This is a genomic window from Methylocystis rosea, assembly GCF_003855495.1.
Taxonomy (GTDB): Bacteria; Pseudomonadota; Alphaproteobacteria; order Rhizobiales; family Beijerinckiaceae; genus Methylocystis; species Methylocystis rosea_A.
Genome location: NZ_CP034086.1, coordinates 21,317 through 43,055, shown reverse-complemented (window position 1 = coordinate 43,055; position 21,739 = coordinate 21,317). Strand labels below are relative to the sequence as shown.

At 57.5% G+C, this 21,739-nt stretch carries 11 protein-coding genes; 4 read left to right on the top strand and 7 right to left on the bottom strand.

Annotated features, from left to right (window positions below; all coding sequences use genetic code 11):
* The first annotated feature begins 943 nt into the window (after nt 1-943).
* Nucleotides 944-2,398, top strand: coding sequence for a site-specific DNA-methyltransferase (locus EHO51_RS00145; protein ID WP_245434670.1), 1,455 nt, complete (start codon nt 944-946; stop codon nt 2,396-2,398).
* Nucleotides 2,399-2,401: 3 nt separating this feature from the next.
* Nucleotides 2,402-3,355, top strand: coding sequence for a DUF5681 domain-containing protein (locus EHO51_RS00140; protein ID WP_124737195.1), 954 nt, complete (start codon nt 2,402-2,404; stop codon nt 3,353-3,355).
* 166 nt (nt 3,356-3,521) lie between these two features.
* Here the strand turns inward: EHO51_RS00140 and EHO51_RS00135 are convergent, their stop codons facing one another.
* The 3 genes from EHO51_RS00135 to EHO51_RS00125 all read right to left on the bottom strand — a co-directional run bounded on the left by EHO51_RS00135 (nt 3,522) and on the right by EHO51_RS00125 (nt 6,255).
* Nucleotides 3,522-3,758, bottom strand: coding sequence for a hypothetical protein (locus tag EHO51_RS00135; RefSeq protein ID WP_124737194.1), 237 nt, complete (start codon nt 3,756-3,758; stop codon nt 3,522-3,524).
* 791 nt (nt 3,759-4,549) lie between these two features.
* Nucleotides 4,550-4,900 carry a hypothetical protein gene (locus tag EHO51_RS00130; protein ID WP_124737193.1) on the bottom strand — a complete coding sequence of 117 codons (351 nt, stop codon included), beginning with the start codon at nt 4,898-4,900 and terminating at the stop codon, nt 4,550-4,552.
* Nucleotides 4,901-5,472: 572 nt separating this feature from the next.
* Nucleotides 5,473-6,255, bottom strand: a complete 783-nt coding sequence (locus EHO51_RS00125; protein ID WP_124737192.1) for an autoinducer binding domain-containing protein — start codon at nt 6,253-6,255, stop codon at nt 5,473-5,475.
* 78 nt (nt 6,256-6,333) lie between these two features.
* Between EHO51_RS00125 and EHO51_RS00120 the strand changes: the two genes are divergently transcribed.
* Nucleotides 6,334-6,987 (top strand): acyl-homoserine-lactone synthase, encoded by a 654-nt coding sequence (locus tag EHO51_RS00120; RefSeq protein WP_124737191.1) that lies wholly within the window; start codon nt 6,334-6,336, stop codon nt 6,985-6,987.
* The gene (locus EHO51_RS00115) at nt 6,947-8,305 is read left to right on the top strand and encodes a cytochrome P450 (RefSeq protein WP_245434669.1); all 1,359 of its coding nucleotides are present in this window, start codon (nt 6,947-6,949) and stop codon (nt 8,303-8,305) included. Before EHO51_RS00120 ends, EHO51_RS00115 begins: the two co-directional genes overlap by 41 nt.
* A gap of 706 nt (nt 8,306-9,011) precedes the next feature.
* Here EHO51_RS00115 and EHO51_RS00105 read toward each other — a convergent pair.
* From EHO51_RS00105 to EHO51_RS00090, 4 genes are all read right to left on the bottom strand, one after another.
* Nucleotides 9,012-10,469 carry a TolC family outer membrane protein gene (locus tag EHO51_RS00105; RefSeq protein ID WP_281024496.1) on the bottom strand — a complete coding sequence of 486 codons (1,458 nt, stop codon included), beginning with the start codon at nt 10,467-10,469 and terminating at the stop codon, nt 9,012-9,014.
* Nucleotides 10,470-10,503: 34 nt separating this feature from the next.
* The gene (locus tag EHO51_RS00100) at nt 10,504-11,997 is read right to left on the bottom strand and encodes an HlyD family type I secretion periplasmic adaptor subunit (protein ID WP_124737189.1); all 1,494 of its coding nucleotides are present in this window, start codon (nt 11,995-11,997) and stop codon (nt 10,504-10,506) included.
* Entirely contained in the window at nt 11,997-14,189 is a 2,193-nt protein-coding gene (locus tag EHO51_RS00095) for a type I secretion system permease/ATPase (RefSeq protein ID WP_124737188.1), read from the bottom strand. The genes EHO51_RS00100 and EHO51_RS00095 overlap by 1 nt, the downstream gene beginning before the upstream one ends.
* Before the next feature lie 431 nt (nt 14,190-14,620).
* Nucleotides 14,621-21,652: a beta strand repeat-containing protein gene (locus tag EHO51_RS00090; protein ID WP_245434667.1), complete on the bottom strand. Its 7,032-nt coding sequence runs from the start codon at nt 21,650-21,652 to the stop codon at nt 14,621-14,623.
* Nucleotides 21,653-21,739: the final 87 nt, after the last annotated feature.

The window sequence follows — 21,739 nt, the reverse complement described above, 5'->3', positions numbered from 1 at the left end:
CTCGATCCGGCCGAACGCGCCGAAGCGAACTAGTCTGCGCGCAAAGCGAACCTAAAGTCCGCGTCCGGTCCCAACTTCCGGGAATGCATGGCTGACGACGCAGTCCCTGCGAACCCGTCTCGCCTCGCTCCCCTCCCTGACTACGGGAAAATCAGGGAGGTTTTCAAAAATTCATGCTTCACCCCTATCGTCTGCGACGAAACCCCCGTGATTTCAGTGTCATGACGTCGTTTTTCCTGCTGCAAAAACAGGGACGCATGTGGCCAGGAACACGGGAGGCGGGCCTTTTATCAGGTGAATTTCTTGTCGTTACCCGGGATCGGATTGTCATTAGCCGGGATTCGATTGCCATTATCTGGATTTCGGTTGCCGTTGAGCGGGATGAGCGCGCCGTTAGGCGGGAGAGGCGAGTCGCTATCTGGAATGGCGGCGCCGTAAGGCGGGTGGATGTTGTCGGAATGCGACAACGCCTTGCGTGTTGCGAATCGAACGGGATGATTCGGGATTTCGAGCCCGTCCCCAGGGTCTGAATTGGCCCTCGACCAACCTCTTGAGCGGGGTGCTTGCTATTGCGGGGCGTCCCAACCCGATCGAGGCGGCATTGCGCTCGAAGCAACGCCAGTATTTTGCAAGCATTCGGACTGGTATAAAGCGCCCTCTGAAACGCGCGGGTTCTTAAACGGCCCTTAAAGGGGCATTGAAGGGCCTTTGAAAGCCCCTCCTCCGCTGCGAAATTTTGTTGCTACAGCAATAGCCTTTGGGGTGATAATCTATACGTGGAATACCATTAAATCGGTGTTTAAAGGTGCTCTCCCCAAGCTTATCCCCGTTCAGAATATTGACGAGCTGAATCTCTTTGTGAAAGCCTTTGCGCAACTTCGATCGGAGCTCATTGCGCGAAGCGCGCAAGCCGGTCCCGCCAAAATTGCTGTTGAGGCAGACCATGAACGCCACTCCCCCCGCGATCGAATTGCGGCCCGTAACCTCCCTCAAGCCTTATGCGAATAACGCGCGGCGTCATTCGAAGAAACAGATCCGGCAAATTGCGGAGAGCATTCGCCGCTTCGGCTTCACGAATCCAGTCCTGATCAGGGACGACGGCGGCATTATCGCCGGCCATGGCAGGGTTTTGGCGGCGCAGGAGTTGGGTCTCGAAACGGTCCCAACGCTGAAATTGTCGCATCTCAAGCCGGAGGAAGTGCGCGCCTATGTCATTGCGGACAATAAGCTCGCCCTCAACGCCGGCTGGGACATGGAAATGCTGGCGATCGAGTTTCAGGCGCTGATCGACACGGAGTTCGACCTCTCGTTCACCGGCTTCTCTTTGGCGGAGATCGATCTCACCTTCGATCAGGCGCGGGAGGCTTCGGTCGAGACGCCGGATGGGCTCGACGTCATCCCAGATTTACCCGAAGCGGCCGTTTCACGCTTGGGCGATCTCTGGATCCTGGGAAAACACCGGCTGCTGTGCGGCGACGCGAGGGAGAAGCGTGATTACGCCCGTCTGCTTGGCGCAGAGAAAGCCGATCTGATCTTCACGGATCCGCCCTACAATGTCGAGATCGACGGCAATGTCACCGGGCTCGGCCGCCACAGCCACCGGGAATTCGCTATGGCCGCGGGTGAGATGTCTCGCGAGGCTTTCACCGAGTTCCTGACCATAACCCTCTCCAACGCCGCCTCGGTTTGCAAGGACGGGGCGATCGCGTTCGCCTGCATGGACTGGCGGCACATCCGTGAAATGACGGAAGCAGGCGAAGCCGCCTTCACCGACTTCAAGAACCTCTGCGTCTGGAACAAGACCAATGGCGGCATGGGCAGCTTCTATCGTTCCAAGCACGAACTGATCTTCGTCTTCAAAGTCGGGACCGCCCTACACACCAATAATTTTGGTCTCGGCGAGACGGGGCGCTACCGCACGAATGTGTGGGACTACCCCGGCGTGAGCAGTCTTGGGTCGGATCGTTCCGAGGCTTTGTCGATGCATCCGACGGTCAAGCCAGTGGCGCTCGTGGCCGACGCCATCAAGGATTGCTCTCGGCGCGGGGAGATCGTCCTGGACATCTTCGGGGGCTCCGGCTCGACCCTGGTTGCGGCGGAGACATGTGGACGACGGGCGAAGCTTATCGAATTTGACCCTCTCTATTGCGACGTCATCGTCTCCCGCTGGGAGAGACTGACCGGCAAGTCGGCCGTCAACGCCGAAACGACCCGACGCTTCGAAGACATTGCAGCCGAGCGATTGCCGACCGCTCGATCGGCAGGAAAGGCGCGCATGACGTCTCGAACGAGGCAAGATCGACAAGGCCGGAAACGTGGAGCGCTCGTCGAGCGAGACCGATCGCTTCCCGACGAAAAACCCCCAAATGATAATCCTCTCCTTGCCCGAGAATCATGACTCATGACAAAGCGTCGCGCCGACAAATCTTCGACCGAAGATCCCTCTGAGCGATCGGAACACTTGTTTTCCGACGAAATGGTGGATCGTTTGAAGAGCGCGCTCGTATTTGGCGAGCCGATTCCAACCCTGCCAAAATCAACGCGTTTCCAAAAAGGGCAATCAGGCAATCCAAAAGGAAGGCCTAAGAAAACCTCAAGCATTCCATTTCATCCCCGGATTGAGCCGCTTCCCATACAGGAATTGATCCTGAAAGAGGGCGAGCGCGGCGTCACGATCCGTGAGGGCGATAGCGTCTCTGTCATTCCAGCCAAACAGGCTCTTATTCGCGCGTTGCAGAATGCGGGCCTCAAAGGCAACCCTCATGCGCTGAGAACATCGACCTTGTTGCATGAGCGGATCGAACGAGAGAAGGCGATCGAGATCAAAGCTGAGAATGAATTTTGGGAGGCCTATCAGCAGCAATGTCGGGACGAAATCAAGGAAGCTGAATCAAAGGGCGAGGCGCCGGCGCGGCACCTTCCACACCCAGACGATATCATCATCCGATATGGAAAGCCGCCACTCTTCACAGGGCCGACGAATGAAGCGGAACTCAAAGATATGGAAGAGCGCATCAAATTGACGGACGCCTTCATTATGCAAATTGCCGTCAATGAGCGATGCGCTTTGCCAGAAAATATAGAGGCAGGACTCCGATGCGCCGACGCTGCGACAATATTCGTGGCGCTCCTTAACGGGACGCTGCCAAAGCGGCTCCAACTGAGCGATACCGACTTTACGATCAGGCTTATGTATTTTCAGAATATCCCGAAGCGCGCCCTCCTTAAATCGACCCGCGCAGCATGGAGCGCCGCCGGTCTTCATGTCCCGCGCGGCAAAATATTCCCCAGGCTCGAAATCGCTCGTGCGGTCGTCGAAGGGTTCAAGGGCGCCAATGAGGCTGAAGAAAATTGAAGAGATTCGTTCTCTGGAGATCGGATAGAGTCGCGCCGTCATGATATTAGTTCGCAGATCAGATAGCACTCGCGCATCTTATTGAAGGTAGTAGCGCCACAGTGCGACGAATTTTTTCAAAGAGCGGCGACATTCTTTTGGCGCTCTCCGAGAGCAAGATGTTTTCTTAGTCGCAAGATTCGTCATCGAGCAGGATTTCGTATTCAAAGGTGCTCCGTAGCCGGCGCTTCCCGTCCAAGGGAACGACGCACGCCTTGGCCTCATCGAAGTAGAACACCGTCCAGCCGGGTAATTCGGCCTTGACGGCGCGAGCAATGGCGAGGCCTTCGGCGGAAAAATTCGTCCAGTCGCTTTCTCGGGGGAGCCGGTTTTCTTCTTCGATCGCATCCTCGAATCGCCTCATAGTGCGCCTGCCAGCGGCGAAGGCGCTTGACGAGCGCGGGAGAGATCGGCAATTCCTCGGTCCCACAGGAATTTCCCTCGATGTCCCACACCCCATCGCAAGAATAGTCGGCCATGACGCGAACCCAGCGATGGCGATTAAGCAGGTCTTCGTAGATGTCGCTCATGTGCGCCTTCCGTCTTAATCCTCAGATCCGTTAGTTTATACCGTTATTTACAATCCTTTAGAATATATCCGCGCTATTATACTTGACAAATGTAGGAGCCCAAGTGGCGGGTGTTCGTCAGCGGGGGGCGTTATTGCCTTCCCTCAGGGCATGGCTATAGGGTCGATTGTCGGTGCCGCTGGGGGGCTAGGCACAAACTGCGCCATCGGCCAGCACGGCCTCGGCTGACTCGCCAAAGGTCGATACAGACCGGGGTGCGCCGCAGCCGACCGGCTGCTGGGCGATATCGAGGTTGGCAGCGTCGTGCTCACCACGACCGACCCTGAGGCTGGTACGAGTCCGAAGTCATCGAAATTCTCGGCGACCTGATGAAGCTCAGATGGCGCAGCTGGCCGGAAGAGCCGGTTTCGCGCGCCGCTTTTCTCAAGTTGGCCTGCTGCCCCGAGCGCAGTGATCTGAGGCGGCGCTACCGGAGCCGTCGAAAGATGGGGAAGAGCCGTCGCCGGCCGCGACGGCGGCTTCCGAGTTCCACAGCCCCTTCGCCGGGCTGTTCAGTCCAGACGATGTCCCGCGAGAAGCTTTCTGCGCTTCTCCGGCGAGAGCAGTCTCCATTCGGTTTCGGGCCCTACGCGACTTCCGTGGGATGCTGCGCGATAATTCGTGCCTTCTGATGTAGCATCAGACGTCCATGGGTTTGTTTTGGGATTGCAGCGCTGTACGCCGCCCATGCGACCTCGACGTTGTCGGCGGCGGCGATCACTCGTGACGTTCCGAGGTCGTCGATCGCCGTCACCGTGAAGTTCAGCGTCCTAGCCTCCTTTTGGTCGAGCCAGCTCGCATAGCCTTCTAGCGCCATCGCGAGAAACATCGCCGTGTCGGGCTCAAACCAGGTCGGCCGATATCGACGCGAGATCTCGCCTGCGAGCCAGCGCGCATATTCGGCGGTGTTCTTGGGAATGCGGCGGTGGGTAGACATGTGAACGAACAAAGAACATGACGCTGAAGGGGTCAAGAAGGTGCCCGCTTGCAAAGGCGAGCGACGCAACCCAGTGTCAACGCTGCTGGCCAAGAGCCGGTCGCCTGCCGGCCGTCAAATCATAGGGAATTGCAAAAAATATAATGATTATGCAAGGTTGCATTGCACTTTGAATTCTTCGAGAGGTCACCACAAGGACGCAAATTTGTCCTTTCTCTCCCATTTTAATGTCAAGCTCCCGCCGCTTTGCTTCCCTGATCTACCGCGCGGACAGATTGCGCGCCCAACCTGTTGGCTTCCCATCAGTTGCGAGGTCGAACGATGAAACAGCTCTCTGCGGAAGCGGTCGTCACGAATTCTATTCGGCTGACCGAATTGTTGCTCACGAAGAATCAGGTGAGCTGGAAAGAGGCCCGCGACGGCATCGAGTTCATAAAAGAAGACTTGGCGAGCAAGTGGCCCGCCGATTCCGTGATGATTAGGGCAAGATTCGACGCATGGATGTGCGCTCAGCACACGCGGTGCGCTGATCCTACGTTTCAGCTACGCGCAGGGATGCTCACTCGATCGCCTCACACATTGATCAGACCAAGGTAAATCGCCCGCACGCAAGCCTCCGTCTTGGTCGCGGCTCCTAATTTGGCCATCGCATGCTTCAAATGAACGACGACGGTGCTTTCGGCGACATTGATGATGTCCGCTGTCTCTGACGCAGTTTTTCCCCGCGCCGCCCAGGAGAGGACATCCCGCTCACGATCGGTGAGGGAAACCGCCGCCAAAGGCTGGCCTTCGCTGTCGAGAAAACGATGAGGCAACTGCTGGGTTTTCGCGACGAGATCGATCGTCCGCTGAGCCCAATAGATCAGGACCAAATGCAGCCAGTTTTTGTTGACCCTGAAGCTGTTGACAAAGCCGCTCAGCGGATCGGTCCAAAAGAACGTGCACACGCTGGAATAGGGCCTGCCAAGATGGTCGACGTAATGGAAGGGAATGACGACTCCCTCTGCGAATCCGTGATCCTTGGCGGCGAAAAGGGTTTTGAGCGGGCCAGGAATGCGTCGCCCCTTGCGCTCCGGCAGCGGCAACGAAGACCAACTGAAAGGAATATTCGACCGACGCGCCACGCCAATCGCAGGGTCCACTTCGATGAAGTTCTCCTGACGGTATGTCTGGTCCCAATCCCGCCGGTTCGTAGTCACGACGAGGGGCGCCTGATCGCCTGCCAGAGAAATGTCGACAAAGGCATAGGACGCAAATCCGCAGTCTTCGGCAACCCATTGAAGAACAGCGGTGAGTTCTTCGACGGTTGATGCAGCCTCTATTTTCGCAATTGCCTCGTCGAGGGACGTCGCCATTTAAAACTACCCATTTTTGAGAATGGGGACTGAAGCTCGATCTGCGCCATCGTCAGCCCAGCAGCTGGGGGGCTGGCGATGGCGAATGTTTCGGACAATAGCACAGCTATCTTCTTCGAGGATCAAGCATCTGACGCGCGCGCAGCCGAAATTCGGCGATTTCGCAAAAGAATTTTCGTTGAAAACAAAGGCTGGAAATTGCGGGTAAACGGTGAGGAAGAGAGGGACGACTATGACGCATGTGGCGCAATATTGTGCGGCCTATGGCAAGACAAACATTTGATCGGCTCATTTCGAGCACAGCGGTGCGATCGACCTTACCTGAGCGCAGAGGTGTTTTCGCATCTCTCCGACAATCAGCCTTTGCCCAAGGCCAGTGACGCTTGGGAGATCTCTCGGTTTGCGGCGGCGCCAAATCGCTCGGACGCTGGCGTTCAACTCTACGCGCTGCTCATAGCGTTTGCGCAGACGCGTTCGGCACGATGCCTGATCGCCGTTGCTGACATGCAGCATGAGCGACTGATGAGGCGGCTGGGCATCGTGACGCGGCGCTACGGCGAGTCGAAACAAGTCGGAACAGATCGCTTTCAAAAACCCATTTTTGCCGTCCTCGGGGAAATTCCCATCGCCTCACAGCCAGCTGCACTTTTGGAAAAACTCACTCAAAGGCTTCAGAACGTGGAGATTATCGATGAGACATTGGTTCTCGGACATATCGCGCTTTCGGCGTGACACGCTCGCTTTCTTTACTGAGATGGGCCGCACGTCGCGCGAGCCTTTGCGTCGTCTGAATATGGGCTTTGCCCCGGTCTACCTCGTGACCGACCCCGAGCTGACGAAGCCGATATTTTCGGCGCCCGAAGAGGAGATCGACAAGGGCAGGCTGATCTACAAGCTACGCGAGATTATGGGCGATAGTTCGTTCACGCTCAGCGGACCGCGGCACAGGGAGCGTCGCGCCGCGATGCACGCACAGTTGGCGCGCGGCCTCGCGACGAACATTGCGCCCAGCATTTCCGCTCTCCTACGTCGCTACGCCGCAGCGCTTGCGACCGAGCCGGATTTCGATGCGCATCGGGCGACGGCGCCGCTCGCCCTACGCATTATTAGTCTCTTGCTTTTTGGTCCCGACGCGCTGGCCCCGGGCGACGAAGCCCTGATGGTGGAAGCGGTGAACTTGATCGAAGACGACCTCGCGGCCGGCATCTTTCAAATTCTTCCGGACCTGCCTTGGGTACGAGCGCGCAAAAAACGCAAGCTCGCGGAAGGCACGTCCATGATGCACTTCGTGGTCGAGCGCGCGCGACGCAATGCAAAAAAAGACTCGCTCATTCGAGCGCTCGAAGAGTTGCAGCTCTCCGAAAAAGAACTGAACGACGAAATCCTGCTTCTGTTCCTCGCGGGCCACCATACCAGCGGAACCGCGATGGCGTGGCTTCTCTATTTTCTCTCTATCGATCCCGCGCTCCGCGATGCGATCGCCCACGAGGCCGCCTCGATTTCTGACGAAAGCGGCGAAATCAATCCCCAGCTGCTGGCAAGAACGCCAATCGCTACGGCCGCCGCGCGCGAAGTCCTCCGGCTTTATCCGCCTGCTTACTGGCTCTCGCGAGAGGTCAAGAAGCCTGTGACGATCGCCGGACAACGCCTGCCTGCAGGCACGTCGCTCCTCGTCAGCCCTTGGCACATGCATCGGGATCCTCGGTTCTGGACCGAACCCGAAACTTTTAGGCTCGATCGGGACCATCTGAGAAATCCCGCGTGGACTCCATTCGGGGTTGGACCGCGGGTGTGCGTAGGCATGGGCGTCGCGATGCTGGAGCTCCAATTGCTCGCGCTGGAATTCGCCGCGGCATTCGAGATGACGATCACAAGCGAGGTGCCGGCGCCCACGCCAATCCCACGCGTCACGATCGTTCCACCAGAAATCCGGATCGCTCTGAAACCTCGCCAACCATCCACCCGATCAGACCTCCCATCCTCGGAGATGCAAAGTGACGGACAAGAGTGCCCCTGCGCCCGCCCGGCTAAACATCCTGCAGCTGCTTGACTTGGCGAAGAACTTTATCTGGGAAATGAGCCCACGAGTCTCTGTTGGCATCGCAGACATAATGCTTGAGCTGGTGCGCGCAGTCGACGATGAGGAGCCTTTGCTTAAAGACCGAGTGGAGCTTAGCATTTTGGAGGACTGCTCCGCTGATGCACAGTTCGCTCCCGCTCCAGTGGAGCACGGCGGCGCTCAGGCATGCGTGGGCAGGATTTGAGATCGGAGAAACCTTGGTGTTCAATTGGCTGCGGCAACGCAACGCGGACGATTCCTTGGTTCAATCAGGACCAAGCTCTGCGAAGAGTTCGCCCTCGCCTGCGGCGACGGCCGCCCTCCGCGCTTCATCAAATCCCTCGGTCGCGCCGATCTCCTGATCCTCGACGACTTCGGCCTCGAACCTCTCGACCCGCCCTCGACATCTAGCATCCCAAGACCAGCCGCCGAATCGGGCCAGATGAGTTCAGCACTCCTCTGCTCCCGGCCAAAGCCTTTTTGGCGGAGCTCGCCTACGCCGATCGGCATGGGATCAGGGTATGCGTGCGGGACCCGCGCGGGCTTTTTCCGCGCGACCAGTGGCCCGCCCACACGCGCGCAACGACGCACCTTTCGTCCTGTGATGGGCAAGCGGATTTACGCCATTAGTTTGCACGTTTCGATGGGCGACGCGGACTTCGGTCCACTGCATCGGTAAAATGAGATATCCAAGCTCTTAAGGGAGCAAGCTCTCTATTATTGATTGCTCCTCGGGAACAGAAACGCCAATCCACTTATGTTGAATTTGTTCCAAATGCACCGATGGATCGTAAGGCATGACATCCAGGTCGAGGGTCGCGTATGAGAGCCGCCCGATCGCCGCAAGCGCTGCATAGGAGCCCACAACCCTGTCTCGTTGCGCGGTCACAAGATTCACGCGAGCAGTAAGCAGCGCTTGTTGCGCATTCAGCACGTCGAGCGTGGTGCGTTGTCCGAAAGCGGCTTCGTCTCTGACCCCGCGCAGCGCCACCTCAGCGGCTTTGACGGCTTTCATGTTGAATGAAACGGCGGCCTTCGCTGTCGTGAACTGACTGAAGCCCTGAATAACCGCCGCTCTGACAGAATTCTTGACGACGTCAGCATGAATTCTTGCCTGACCGAGCTGCTCTTTCGCCTGCCGTATCGCAGAGTACTCGCCGCCGCCTTGATAGAGAGGCACGTTCAATTGACCGAACACCTGTGCGCCAAACTGCCGGGTTTTTGGATAGCCAAAATATGAATCGAATTGTTGGATGACTTGAGCTCCGACAGAAGCCGTCGGCAGGATCGCGCTTTCCGCGATTCTCACGGCAGATTCTCCAGCATTAATCTGGTGAACTGCGGCGACGATGGAAGGGTGATCGGCAAGAGCGATCGCAATTGCGTCTTCCCGGCTCGCGGGAAGAAGCGCTTCAAGGGACGGCGCCGGTTGCAGCAGCTCTGGCTCGACGCCAATCGTTTGATGATAGACCGAGGCGCTATTTTCGAGCGCGCCGAATGCCGCCGCCAGATCGGCTTGGGATTGGGCGAGCGCGGCTTCGGCTTGTGCCACGTCTGTGCGAGTCACTTCGCCGAATTCGAAGCGATCCACTGTTACCCGTAACTGCTCGCGAAGAACGCTGATGTTATTCTTCTTGAGACGAACCACAGCTGCATCGCGCAGCACATTCATATATGCCGTAGCCCCCTTCAAGAGCGCCTGCTGTTCCGCATCACGAAGAACTGCCCTCGAAGCTGATACGCTGGCTTCCGCTTGACCTACGCTCGCTCTCGTTTTGCCCCCATCCAACACAGGCAGCTGAAACGCGAAGGTCGCATTGAGCGGCTTGCCCGAATATTTGTCGCTCTGGTATTTTCTGCTGCTGAACTGATCAATACCGGCCGGAGCGCGGATCAGCGTTCTTTGCGGCCCGCCCGTTGCGGATATGCTCGCTTTCGGTCGCGCATAGGAATAGGCCTTTGAGACCTCTTCATCATGGACGCGAACGTTCGCTCGCTGTTCGTCGATTTCGGGGTTTGTCGTGTAAACCTTCTCCAACGCGCCGTTTATCGTGTCTCCACTCGCGTGCGCCGCCGCAAAATATACACAGCACACAATGCAGGCTAGAAGAACATTTCGCCGGCACGACTGATCGCGCAGCACGCGCGCGCACATCGGCGTTTTTCCAAGCCTGCACATCGAGCTAAAATTACCTTTCCTTCATCGCGCGTGACGCGACTTCGAGCAGTGGAGAAAACAGATATTCGAGAATGCGGCGCCGCCCGGTCTTTATCTCTACGGTAACGCCCATGCCGGGAGACAACGGAACATCGACGCCATCGATATTCATCGTCGAACGCTCCGAGCGGAGGGTCACCGGAAAGACGAGATTTTGAGTGCGTTGCGCGCCGCCGAAATAACTATTTTTGGCGGGCTTTGTCGGATTGCCTTCGAGCGCTTGAGCGTCAGGCTCGGGTATCGCGTCATGCGCAACACGCGTCACCGTCGCGTCAAGCGAGCCATAGCGCGTGAATGGAAATGATTCGATCTTCACAATGGCGGGCTGATTCTTCTTTATAAATCCTATGTCCTTATTCTGAATATAGCATTCAATCTCAAGATCAGCGTCATCGGGAACGATTCGCATGAGTTCTTCGCCCGTCGTCAGAACCTGGTTTTTTGTAGTAACCGATAGACCGAACACCGTTCCAGCGATCGGACTCCTGATCGTCATATGTTCGGTTTTCTCATGCGCCTTGTTATGTCTCTGCTCGAAATCATCGATCTGGCGCTCTGCTTCGCCCAATTTTTGTTCGTTCTCGGCGACAAATGCATCCACTTGCTTTGTTCGCTCTTGCCGCAGCACGCGGCTCGCGGCCTGAGCTTCGGTGAGCTGCCCCTGTTGGGTCGCAAGATTGGTTTGCTGGACCTGCAGCGCCTCGATCGAATCGATGACTGCCGCCCTAGGCGTCGATCCGCGGGCGAGCAGTCCCTTTCTCATAAGGACGCGCTCTTTGAGAGTCGCGAGCAGTGATTCCTGACTCGCGATCGTATTTTTGAGGCGCTTCTGTTCCTCTTCCTTTTGATCAAGCTGCGCATCAATGCTCTTAAGTGAACTCAGAAGCTGTCTTAAATCCCCTCTGAGAATACGACCTTCCCGTTCCTTGAGCTGGTCTGGAATCTCCTTCGGCCAATCAACCGCTATTTCCTTGTCGTAAGAATTATTGGCGATCGCGTTCAAGGAGGCCTTCCGGCGCACTTTCTCCGCGACATAGGCCAGGTAGACGATCGAGGAACCCCTTTCGTCCGCAGCAGCTTCCGCCGGATCGAGCTCCACCAAGACCTCTCCGGCAGCAACATGCCGCCCGTTCTCGACATGGATCGCGACCACGCGGCCGGTCTCAAGCGGTTGGATCGTTTTTACGCGGCCGGCCGGCTGAATTTTCCCCTGCGCAATTGCGATGATGTCGATATGACCGAAATACATCCATGTCAGCGCGACGCTCAACAGCAAACAGATTGCCCAGAGCAGACCGATATGTATCGGAGAGGGCGGGGTTTCCATAATCGAGATGGCCGCAGGAAGGAACTCGCCATCCGAGCGCGCCCACTTCACGAGCGCAAGCTGTTCCGCCGCAGCGCGAAGACGAGGCAATCCGTCAGCGCTTGGCTTCGCGAGATTGATCTTCCTCTTTAGCCGCATCAAACGGCTTCCAAATCGTTCTGAAGAGACCAAAGGTGAGCATAGAGACCGTTCGGATTGCGGATGAGTTCATCGTGCGCGCCCATCTCTTGAATGCGCCCTTCGCTGAGACTAATGATTCTGTCGCATCTCCGGACCGCCTGCAGACGATGAGCGATGATGATAACGGTGCGGCTCTTGACGATCTCGAACATGTTTTTCTGAATGATGCGTTCGCTTTCGTAGTCCAGGGCGCTGGTCGCTTCATCGAAAATGAGAATCCGAGGATTGATTGCAAGCGCGCGAGCAATGGCGATTCTCTGTCGCTGTCCCCCAGAAAGATTGCTGCCCCGTTCCTCCACCATGGTGTCGTAGCCATTGGCTAGCCGACTGATGAACTCATCAGCTCCGGACATTCTTGCCGCGGCCACGACTTGCGCCCGAGACATCGCAGGATTGGCGAGCGCGATATTATCGTGAAGGCTGCGGTTGAAGAGCAGGTTCTCTTGGAGCACGACGCCAATCTGCGAGCGAAGCCACGCCGGATTGACCTGCATAATGTCAGCGCCGTCGACAAGGATTTGCCCCTCTTCAGGCGCATAAAAGCGCTGAACCAATTTTGCGAGGGTTGACTTGCCTGATCCGGAGCGTCCGACTACTCCGATGACTTCTCCCGGCTTTATCTTGAACGAGATATTTTTCAATATTTCAGGCGAACCAGGCCGATAACGGAACGTGACGTTCCGAAACTCGATCTCGCCTTTAGCAGGCGGCAAATTCCCATGTGCGAGATTTAATGGCTCCATCGGAGCATTCAGGATATCGCCCAGACGATCGATAGAGATCTGCACTTGCTGGAAATCTTGCCAGATTTGCGAGAGCCGCAAAATTGGTTGCGCGACTTGAGCGGAAATCATGTTAAACGCAACGAATTCCCCCACCGATAGCTCGCCGTCGATGACCGCTTTTGCACCGAAGAGCAGCAGCAGCGCGTTTGTGAGTTTGCTGATATATTGAATCGCGGACTGGCCCCCCGCGCCCAGCAATCCAGTATCGAATGATTTCGATACATAAGAAGCGAGTTTTTCTTCCCATTGCGTTTGCATCGAGGGCTCGACAGCAGTCGACTTGATCGTCTGCACGCCAACGACCGCTTCCACCAACATCTGCTGGCTCTCGGCGCCGCGATTGAACTTCTCCTTGATCATTTCTTGGAGGATCGGACGAATGAACGCCGCTACGATAAGGTAAAGCGGTATCGAGGCGATGACGATCAGCGTTAGTTTCCAGGAGTAGGCCCACAGAACCGCAAGAAAGACGATCGTGAAAAAGATGTCCAAAAGCGAAAACAGCCCCTGACCCGTCAAAAAAGAACGGATCGTCTCGAGCTCTCTTACGCGCGCGACTGTCTGCCCTGCGGATCGCGTCTCGAAATACGCCATCGGCAGATGGAAGAGATGAAAAAACAGGCGGCGTCCGAGTTCAACGTCAATCCGATTGGTCGTATGCGACAGCGCGTATGTGCGCAAATACTGAAGCACAACGTCGAAAGCGCCGATAACCGCCAGTCCGCCGATCATAACGAAGAGCGTATCGTAGCCCCTGTGGCTGAGGACTTTGTCGATAACGACCTGGAAGAAAAGCGGCGTCACCAGGGCAAAGATTTGCACAAAGAACGATGCGACGAGGACGTGAAGCAACGGCCGACGATAGCGCCAAATCGAAGGTAGAAACCAGCGAAGACTAAAATGTTTGGGCTCGACGCCTGCGCCGCCAAGTCTACGAGAAACAAGAATTACCGCGTCGATCACCTCATGGATTTGATCTAGGGGAAGGCTACGATCCGCGCGCGTGATCGGATCGACGAGGCGATAATCGCCAGAAGGCATTTTGCCGCCAAAGATTTCGAATCGGCCAATTCGCGTTCGAACGATCGCAGGCGAAGGGAGAGCGGCAAGCCTTTGCTTATGTATGGGACGAATTAAGCGCGCTTTGAGCCCGATAAGAACGGCGGCTCGCACGAGGTCTTCGCAACTGACGCTCGTTCCGTGAAGCGCGAGTTCCCGCCGGATCTGATCAGGGCTAGCGACAATGCGATAGTAGGCGGCGATCCCGCAAAGGCCCTGCAACCCGGAGTCTTCAAGGCGCCCCGCCGGCTCTTCATGGGGCCTTTCTTCGGTCGGCGCGGTTTCATCCGCCGCAGCATCGTGCATTTTCAGCCGAACCTTAAAGCTATGATCTGCTTCCCGTTATTACCTCCTGCCTCATATGTAAAGGGACTTCGCCTGTTCATGTCTTTCCTACTGAACCGACCTGACGAAGGGAACAATTTGGAGGTCGAGAAAGTCTTGCGCAATATCCACGCAGCATGGCGATGGCCCATATGAATCAGAGAGAAACCCGCCGAATCCGCTTAGACTGATATCGCGCGATCCGACGTCGAGCGCTGCTGCCACGACTCCCAGCCGACCCTAACTCGCGCAATCAGATTGCTTGAAGACAAGTTGGGCGGCCTGCCGCATAGACCATGCGCTCCTAATCGCCCATTCCCCAATCGCTCCCCCAGAACCGACTCCTGGCGACGCCTGCTCCTCCCATAAGACATTCATTTCGCCCATTAGAGCTTCGCCAGCGTCTCCTCCGTTTACACGAATTGCACTTGCGATTGAGTCAGACTCGACAGAGAGACGTTGCTGAGAGTGATCGTGTTATTTGCGTCGAACGTGATACGCGTATCTGCTCCCTGTTGAGATGAAGCGGCAAGAAGATGCGACCAATCCGCAAAGATCGCATGATCAAATTGCAACGTGTCCGACGCATCGAAACCAGAGATCACATCCGTCCCGAACCCTGGATGGAACACGAAATTGTTGTTGTTGCCATTCTCCGTGATCGTTGAGGACCCGAGAAGGGCAATATCATTATTTGAACCGTTAATCGTATCGGTGTCGCCGGCGGCAATGTTGACCTTGCCGCCACTGATGTTGATCGTATTCGTATGATTCTCCGTGCCATAGATCGCGACTGGCCATCCCCACACCCAATTCCAGCCAATCACGACAGTGCTAATTACGCCGCCTGCGACGTTCACTGTGGAACCGCCGCCGGCATTGACGACGTTGTCGTGACCTGCAACCGACAAAGTCGCGTTTACGTCGGTCGCGAGCTTATTGGCTGATCCAGTGACAGTCGCGCTGGCGGAGGCGTCGACGGTGACGTTTCCGGAGTTCACGGTCAGTTGATTGCCGGTCCCTATCACGGCGACCGGATCATTGGAGCCATTGACCGTGACATTTGTGTTCGATTTGAGGGTGATGGCGTTTCCGCTGCTCGAGACCGTTCCGCCAGATCCATTTTCGAAAATCACGGGGGTCAAGGCCGTGTTGACCGTTGCGCCGGTATTCGTCACGTAGATCGCAGTGACGTTGACGCCGCCAAGGGTGGCGTGATCGATTGTGCGCGCAACCGAATCAAGTAAATCCGCCCTTGAAATTGTCCCGGCGGTCAGCATGCCGGCCCAGGTTTGAGACTCCGTCGACGTCGGCGCTCGGCCATAGACGTTGGTAAATACGAGATTGACGAAGGCTGCATCGGTCGTCGTTCCGTATTTCGTAGCGAATTCCGAAGACGCGATGAGTTCGCCGGCGATCTGAAACTCCGTCGCCGATCCGTTGAGAATCCTCGGCAGCTGTGCAGCGATTTCAGCGCCGGTCATGGTACGTTTCAACGCAGCGTAATAGAGTTGCCCTAGAATATCCGTCGCAACCTGCTTGTCGGTCGTGTGATCGATAGAAACCAGTTGCCCACCGCTCACCGTGTTGTTTGTCGTCTCATGGACGTTGCCGTCGGCGACATGTTCTGAACTTTCCGACAGGGCGACAGCGATATCGGCGCGAGTAACCGTCCCGGCCTTGAGCTGAGAGAGATAATTATTCAGCTCCGCCAGCGTAGCGTAGCGGCCGAGAGCGTTCTGGGACATCTGTTCAATGAATTCGGCGTCCGTTAGAGCGCCATATTTGCCGATAAATTCCGTCGGCGGCGGCAAGCTCCCTAGAGCGACCGCTCCTGCCGGAGTCGGTAAATAGGTCTTGTTCGTCATGACGTCGGCAGCGAGCTTATTGAGATCGAACTCCGCCCCAGCGCCGCTCGTCGTAATATAGTCCGCGAGAAACTGCTTTTCGCTCTCGCTCATGTCCCGGTTGAGGAGCGTGTCGTACATGCGCTCGGCCATCGCGACGAACTTTTGCTCGGAAGCAACGTCAATCGTAATCGATTTCGCTCCGCCGCCGTTGTAGGTGCTGAATGTGTACCCATACAGGCTAAAGGTCGATGTTGGGCTTTCATTCCACACCCAGGTGTCCACGCCATTCTCGTCAATCGAATGCGACGCATAAGCGCCGAGATATCCCGAACTGAGGCCAAGGAGGCTAATCGAATAGCTGTCGGGCGATGTTACATACCAAGCATAGCTACCGTTGGAGCTTGGAACGTAGACCTTCGTGCTTGTGACGTCGACGCTCTTGACCGCTAGGCCAACGGTCGGGATAGGGTTGCCATAGACGTAAAGTGGAGGGCCCTGTTGCCATCCCATCCCCGTGCCAGTTTCATGGGAGGTGATGATCAATCCATCTGCGCTCGTCGTTGTCGTGACGGTCGTCGTCAAGCTCGAATTCGAATAAGTCAAGGAGACCGTATCGGTCTTCGCGCCGTCCGCCGCAATCGTGATCGTCTCGTTGGCCTCTGCGATCGCCCCATAGCCCCTCGTGACAATATTCGTGGTCAAGCCGTTGTCGCTCGTCGTTGTTACAATCTGATCCTTGATCGTTCCGTCGGCATAGGTGTTCGTGAGCGTGCGCGTGCTGCTGCCGTCCGCTTTTAGTAGGGTGACATCATTTTGCGTCTCGAGTGATGTTCCGCGGCCACTCACATCGATCTTCGACACCTTGGTGAGACCATCGGCGCTCACCGTCGTCACTGTCCGGTCGCGCAAAATCCCCGCAGAGCCGTAATCCGCGACCGTGATCGTTTGGCTACCGTCGACGTTCAGCACGGTCGTTTGGCTTCGGCTCAAATCCACCACGCCATCGCCATTCGAATCGACCGACGTTGTCTTTGACAACTGGTCGTCGCTCAGCGTTGTGCTGATTTTCGAGGTCAACGCGCCGGCGGCGGTCGTGTCCCAAACGATGTCGGAGGTCGAGCCGTCAGCGTTACGCGATTTGGCTTCAAAATGATCGAAGACGCCGTCGCCGTTCGTGTCCCGCTGAAGGCCCTGCGTCAGGCCGTCACGGCTCGTCGTCAAAACGTCCTTCTGGCGCAACGTCCCGTCCATGTTCAGATTGATAAGCGTCTCGACCCGGCTCCCGTCGACATTGGTCACCGTCGTATCCGTCACGTCAAACCGCCCGTCGGCGTTGACGTCGGTTTGTGTCGTCTTCGAAAGGCCGTTGGCGCTCGTCGACGTGACGACCTTGGTCTTGAGCGCGCCGCCCGCGGTCGCCGATACGGCGACCGTCTCCGTCGTCGAGCCATCGGCGTTCAGAACAGTTGTGTCCGTTGCATAGGAATTGAGCGTCTCATAGCCGTTCACGCCCGTACGCTCGGTCGTCACGATCAAACCGCTCGCGCTGACAGTCTTCACGATCCGCTCGACGACGGCGCCGGCTGTTGTTCCATTGTAGTCCGTGTAGGTCTCCACGCGGCTTCCGTCGCTGTTTAAGACGGTGACGTCAGTTTCCGTCCGGTCGACGGCTCCATCGCCGTTGTTGTCATAGGTGACTGTCGCGACAAGCCCGTTGGCGCTGGTTGTCGTGATGCGCTTGCTCTGCAGCGCGCCTGTTCTGGACAGGTCTGAAAGTGTGTCGACGGTGTCTCCATTGGCCTGGAGGGCGATCGTTTCGGTCTGATCGGTTATTCCGTCACCATCGACGTCTCGGTTGATAGAGGTGGTTTTGCCGTCAGAACTCGTCGTTGTGATGGACCTGCCCCTGAGGGCGCCATTGGCGTTCGTCTCCGAAGAAATCTCCGTCTTTGAACCGTCCGCATTCAGCGCGACGACATCCCACATGGTGGTGTCCCATGCTCCGTCGCCGTTGACGTCCATATAAACCGTCTTCGAGAGCCCATTCGCGCTCGTCCAGATTAATTTCTGGGCGCGCTTCGAGCCATTCGAATTCAGATCGGCGACAACCTCGTATCTGGTTCCGTCGGCGTTGAGGACGGTCCCCTCCATCCGGGTCACGTCCCAAACGCCGTCGCCGTCGACGTCCGTTTGTGTTTGCACCGACAGGCCATTGGCGCTTGTCTGAACGACAGTTTTGTCCCGTAGGGAGCCATTAGGATTGTAATCGACGACCGTATCGACAGTGTAGCCGTTCGCGCCGACCGAAATCGTTTCGACGCTGTCGTTCTGCCCGTCGCCATTCAGGTCGCTGGAGATCGTTTTCGTTCGCCCATCGTCGCTTACCGCTATTACAATCTTGTCCCTCAGCGTGCCGTCGCCATTCTTGTCCGTAATCGTCTCCACTTGGCCGCCATCGGCGTTCAGCGTGGTGACATCCGTGCGAATTCGGTCGACGCTCCCATTGCCGTCGAGATCCATGGAGGTTGTGACCGAAAGCCCATCGTCGCTGGTCACGATGACTGTCTGATCGCGCCTCGTCCCACTGGCGTTGAAATCAGTGACCGTTTCAGTCTTACTTCCATCGGCGTTGAGCACGGTCACATCTGTCGTCGTCAATTCGTTCACGCCGTCGCCGTTGACGTCGGATTGCGTCGTGACGGACAGGCCCGTGGCGTTCGTTGTCGCAACGATCTTTGACCGCAGGGAGCCATTGGCGTTTTTGGTCAACGCTGTTTCGATGCGACTGCCGTCCGCGTAAAGCACGGTCGTGTCCGTAACCGTCGTGTCCCACACGCCGTCGCCGTTCACATCGCTCTGCGCGGTCTTCGACAGGCCAGTGGCGTTGACGGTTGAAACTGTCCGGGCGCGCAAGGTTCCGTTCGGATTATATTCTGAGACGGTGTCGGTCGTGAGCCCGCTCGTCGCGGTCACAACGCTCTCTATGACGTCCGTCACGCCGTCGCCGTTCAAATCCGCGGTCGTGGTCACCGTCTTGTGGTCGGCGCTTGTCGACACGACTGTTTTCGAGCGCAACGATGCATTGCCGTTCGTCTGCGTGATCGTCTCCGTGCGGCTGCCGTCCGCGTTGACCACCGTCACATCGGCAATTGTCTGGTCGATCGTTCCATTGCCGTCGATGTCCAGCTGCGTCGAGACATTCAGCCCGTTCGCACTCGTCGTCGTGATCGTTTTGTCTTTCAGCGCGCCGTTGTTCGCCTTGTTCGCAGTCGTCTGGGTGGACGAGCCATCGGCGTTCTTTACCGTCGTCTCCGTCGTGGTCAGATCGATGATTGCGTCGTTATTGGCGTCGATTTGGCTGGTTCGCGTCAGCCCGTCGGCGCTCGTCGAGACGATCGACTTGTCGATGATGCTGCCGTTGCTGTTGTATCTGGTCGTCGTATCGACGCTCGAGCCATTCGCCGCAACGACGATGGTTTCGACGCTGTCCCAGATCGCGTCGCCGTTCTGGTCGATCTGGATCGTCCGTGACCGGCCATCCGCCGCCTTGGCGATCACCGTCTTGTCGCGCTTGGAGCCATCCGCGTTCAAATTTGTCACGGTCTGCGTCCGGCTGCCATCGGCGTTGATGATCGTGACGTCCGTGGTCGTCACGTCCCACACGCCGTCGCCATTGGCGTCCACCTGCGTTGTCAAAGACAGATTATCGGCCGAAAGCAGGGTTTTCGTGCGATCCCGGAGCGAGCCGTCGCGATTCAAGTCGCTGATCGTCGTCGAATACGAGCCGTCGGCGTTCTTCACGACGACTTCCGTGGTGGTCAGATCTGTCGTTGCATTGCCGTCGAGATCGAAGACTGTCGTCTTCGAAAGTCCGTCAGCGCTGGTGGTCTTCACCCAGGCGTCGCGCAGGGAGCCATTAGCGTTCGTCTCCCTGACCGTCTCGATGCGGCTGCCGTCCGCGTTGACCACGACGGCGTCGTTCGTGGTTAAATCGAAAACGGCGTCGCCATTGACGTCTGTCTGCGTCTGGCTTGTCAGCCCGTTTGCGCTCGTCGTCACAATCGTTTTGTCAATGAGCGACCCGTTGACGTTGAAGTTCGAGACTGTGTTGGTGCGTGAGCCGTCAGCGGCCACGACGATCGTCTCGACGCGGGTCCAGACGCCGCCGCCGTCCGGGTCGGTCTGAATCGTGATCGACTTACCGTCTGCGCTGGTCGTCGTCGCCCTTCGGGCCAAAACCGCGCCGCCGGCGGTCTTGTCGGTCACCGTTTCCGTCTTCGAGCCGTTGGCGTTGACCACCGTAACGGAGGTCTGGATCTGGTCGATCACCCCGTCGCCATCGAGATCGACCGACAGCGTCTTCGTCTTGCCATCCGCCGAGGTCGTCAGAATCCGCTCGCTGGCGACGCTCCCATCCGCATTGAGCGACTTATTGTCGATGGTCTTGGAGCCGTCGGCGTTTTGCGTCGTCGTCGAGCGCAGGGCGGCGCCTGCAGCGTCATATACGAGCGTGACCGTCGCCGCCGTTCCCGTCGTTCCGTTGGTACGGGTGAAACTCGTCTGGCCGTCGATCGACGAGCCGTCGGCGAAGGTGCGGCTCGTCTGGTCCTCGATGAGATTGATCGAGGCGATCCCCGCCTGCGCCAGCGTCTGCAGCGTCTGCGTGCCGTCGGCGTTGCTGACGATCAGCTTGAACTGCGAGAACTTCGCGTCGCTGGCGCTGAGCTTTCCGTCATGGTCGCTGTCGAACACGTCGCGCAGCGCCTGCATGTCGGAGGTCGCCGTCGGGTCCCATTGCGTGAAGTCGATTTCGTTCTGTTGGTCGATCTTCCCGTCATTGTTGGCGTCATAGGCCAAAAGCGCGTCGCCTGGAGCGGCCCAGGCGGTCAAATGCTGATAGCCGTCGCCCGCCATGTCGAAAAAAGTGTTCGACGAGGTCACCGGCGTCAGCTGCACGCCGTCGCCGTTCAAATCGAGCGCCACCGGAAAGATGCTGCTGAAGAAATCGCCGATGCCGCCAAAGATATTGCCGAAGAAATTGCCGACGCTCGAGAACAGCGCCTTCGTATCCGACCAGAATCCTTGCGCCATGCGGCCGAGGTCGCCGAGGCTGTTGAAGCCGAAGCTCCACCCACCCTGCGATCCGCCGCCGTCAAAGGGCAGCACAGGCTTTCCGAAGTCGGGCAAATTGATATTCTGCCCCTGATAGCCGCCCCAGTTCACGCCGAACATGAAGCCGTTGTCGATGAAGCCAAAGGAATAATTGGCCGAACCGAGGAGATTCCCCAGCGCGCTGGTCGTGTCGTCGAAGAGACCGCCCAGCCCGCTCGTCGCGTCGCCGAAGAGACCGCTTCCGAAGCCGGGCGTGACCGAGTTACCCGGAGCGAAATAAATGCCGTTCCCTGGCAGATTGCCATCGCCGTAATCCTTGCCAAAGGAGGAGCTTCCTGGGCCTGTCACGTCGAGTTGGGATCTCGCCGCGCCAGGGTTGAAGAACTCAACCGACCCTTCAGGATGGGGACTGGCGCCAGGTCCCCATATTGCCGAACCATCTCCCGCTGGAGAGGGTTCGAGCACAAAACTCGCAACGGTCACTGGGAGCCCAGCGAATCCTCCCACAAACTTTGCGCCTACGGCAAGGGCATCTCCAGCAGAGGAAATTCCGACGGCCGCCGCAATGCG

What these genes read in the sequence shown, in the direction of transcription:
- EHO51_RS00145 (WP_245434670.1), top strand. Translation starts at nt 944, where the DNA reads ATGAACGCCACTCCCCCCGCGATCGAATTGCGGCCCGTAACCTCCCTC.
- EHO51_RS00140 (WP_124737195.1), top strand. Translation starts at nt 2,402, where the DNA reads ATGACAAAGCGTCGCGCCGACAAATCTTCGACCGAAGATCCCTCTGAG.
- EHO51_RS00135 (WP_124737194.1), bottom strand. Translation starts at nt 3,758, where the DNA reads ATGAGGCGATTCGAGGATGCGATCGAAGAAGAAAACCGGCTCCCCCGA.
- EHO51_RS00130 (WP_124737193.1), bottom strand. Translation starts at nt 4,900, where the DNA reads ATGTCTACCCACCGCCGCATTCCCAAGAACACCGCCGAATATGCGCGC.
- EHO51_RS00125 (WP_124737192.1), bottom strand. Translation starts at nt 6,255, where the DNA reads ATGGCGACGTCCCTCGACGAGGCAATTGCGAAAATAGAGGCTGCATCA.
- EHO51_RS00120 (WP_124737191.1), top strand. Translation starts at nt 6,334, where the DNA reads ATGGCGAATGTTTCGGACAATAGCACAGCTATCTTCTTCGAGGATCAA.
- EHO51_RS00115 (WP_245434669.1), top strand. Translation starts at nt 6,947, where the DNA reads ATGAGACATTGGTTCTCGGACATATCGCGCTTTCGGCGTGACACGCTC.
- EHO51_RS00105 (WP_281024496.1), bottom strand. Translation starts at nt 10,469, where the DNA reads ATGTGCGCGCGCGTGCTGCGCGATCAGTCGTGCCGGCGAAATGTTCTT.
- EHO51_RS00100 (WP_124737189.1), bottom strand. Translation starts at nt 11,997, where the DNA reads ATGCGGCTAAAGAGGAAGATCAATCTCGCGAAGCCAAGCGCTGACGGA.
- EHO51_RS00095 (WP_124737188.1), bottom strand. Translation starts at nt 14,189, where the DNA reads ATGCACGATGCTGCGGCGGATGAAACCGCGCCGACCGAAGAAAGGCCC.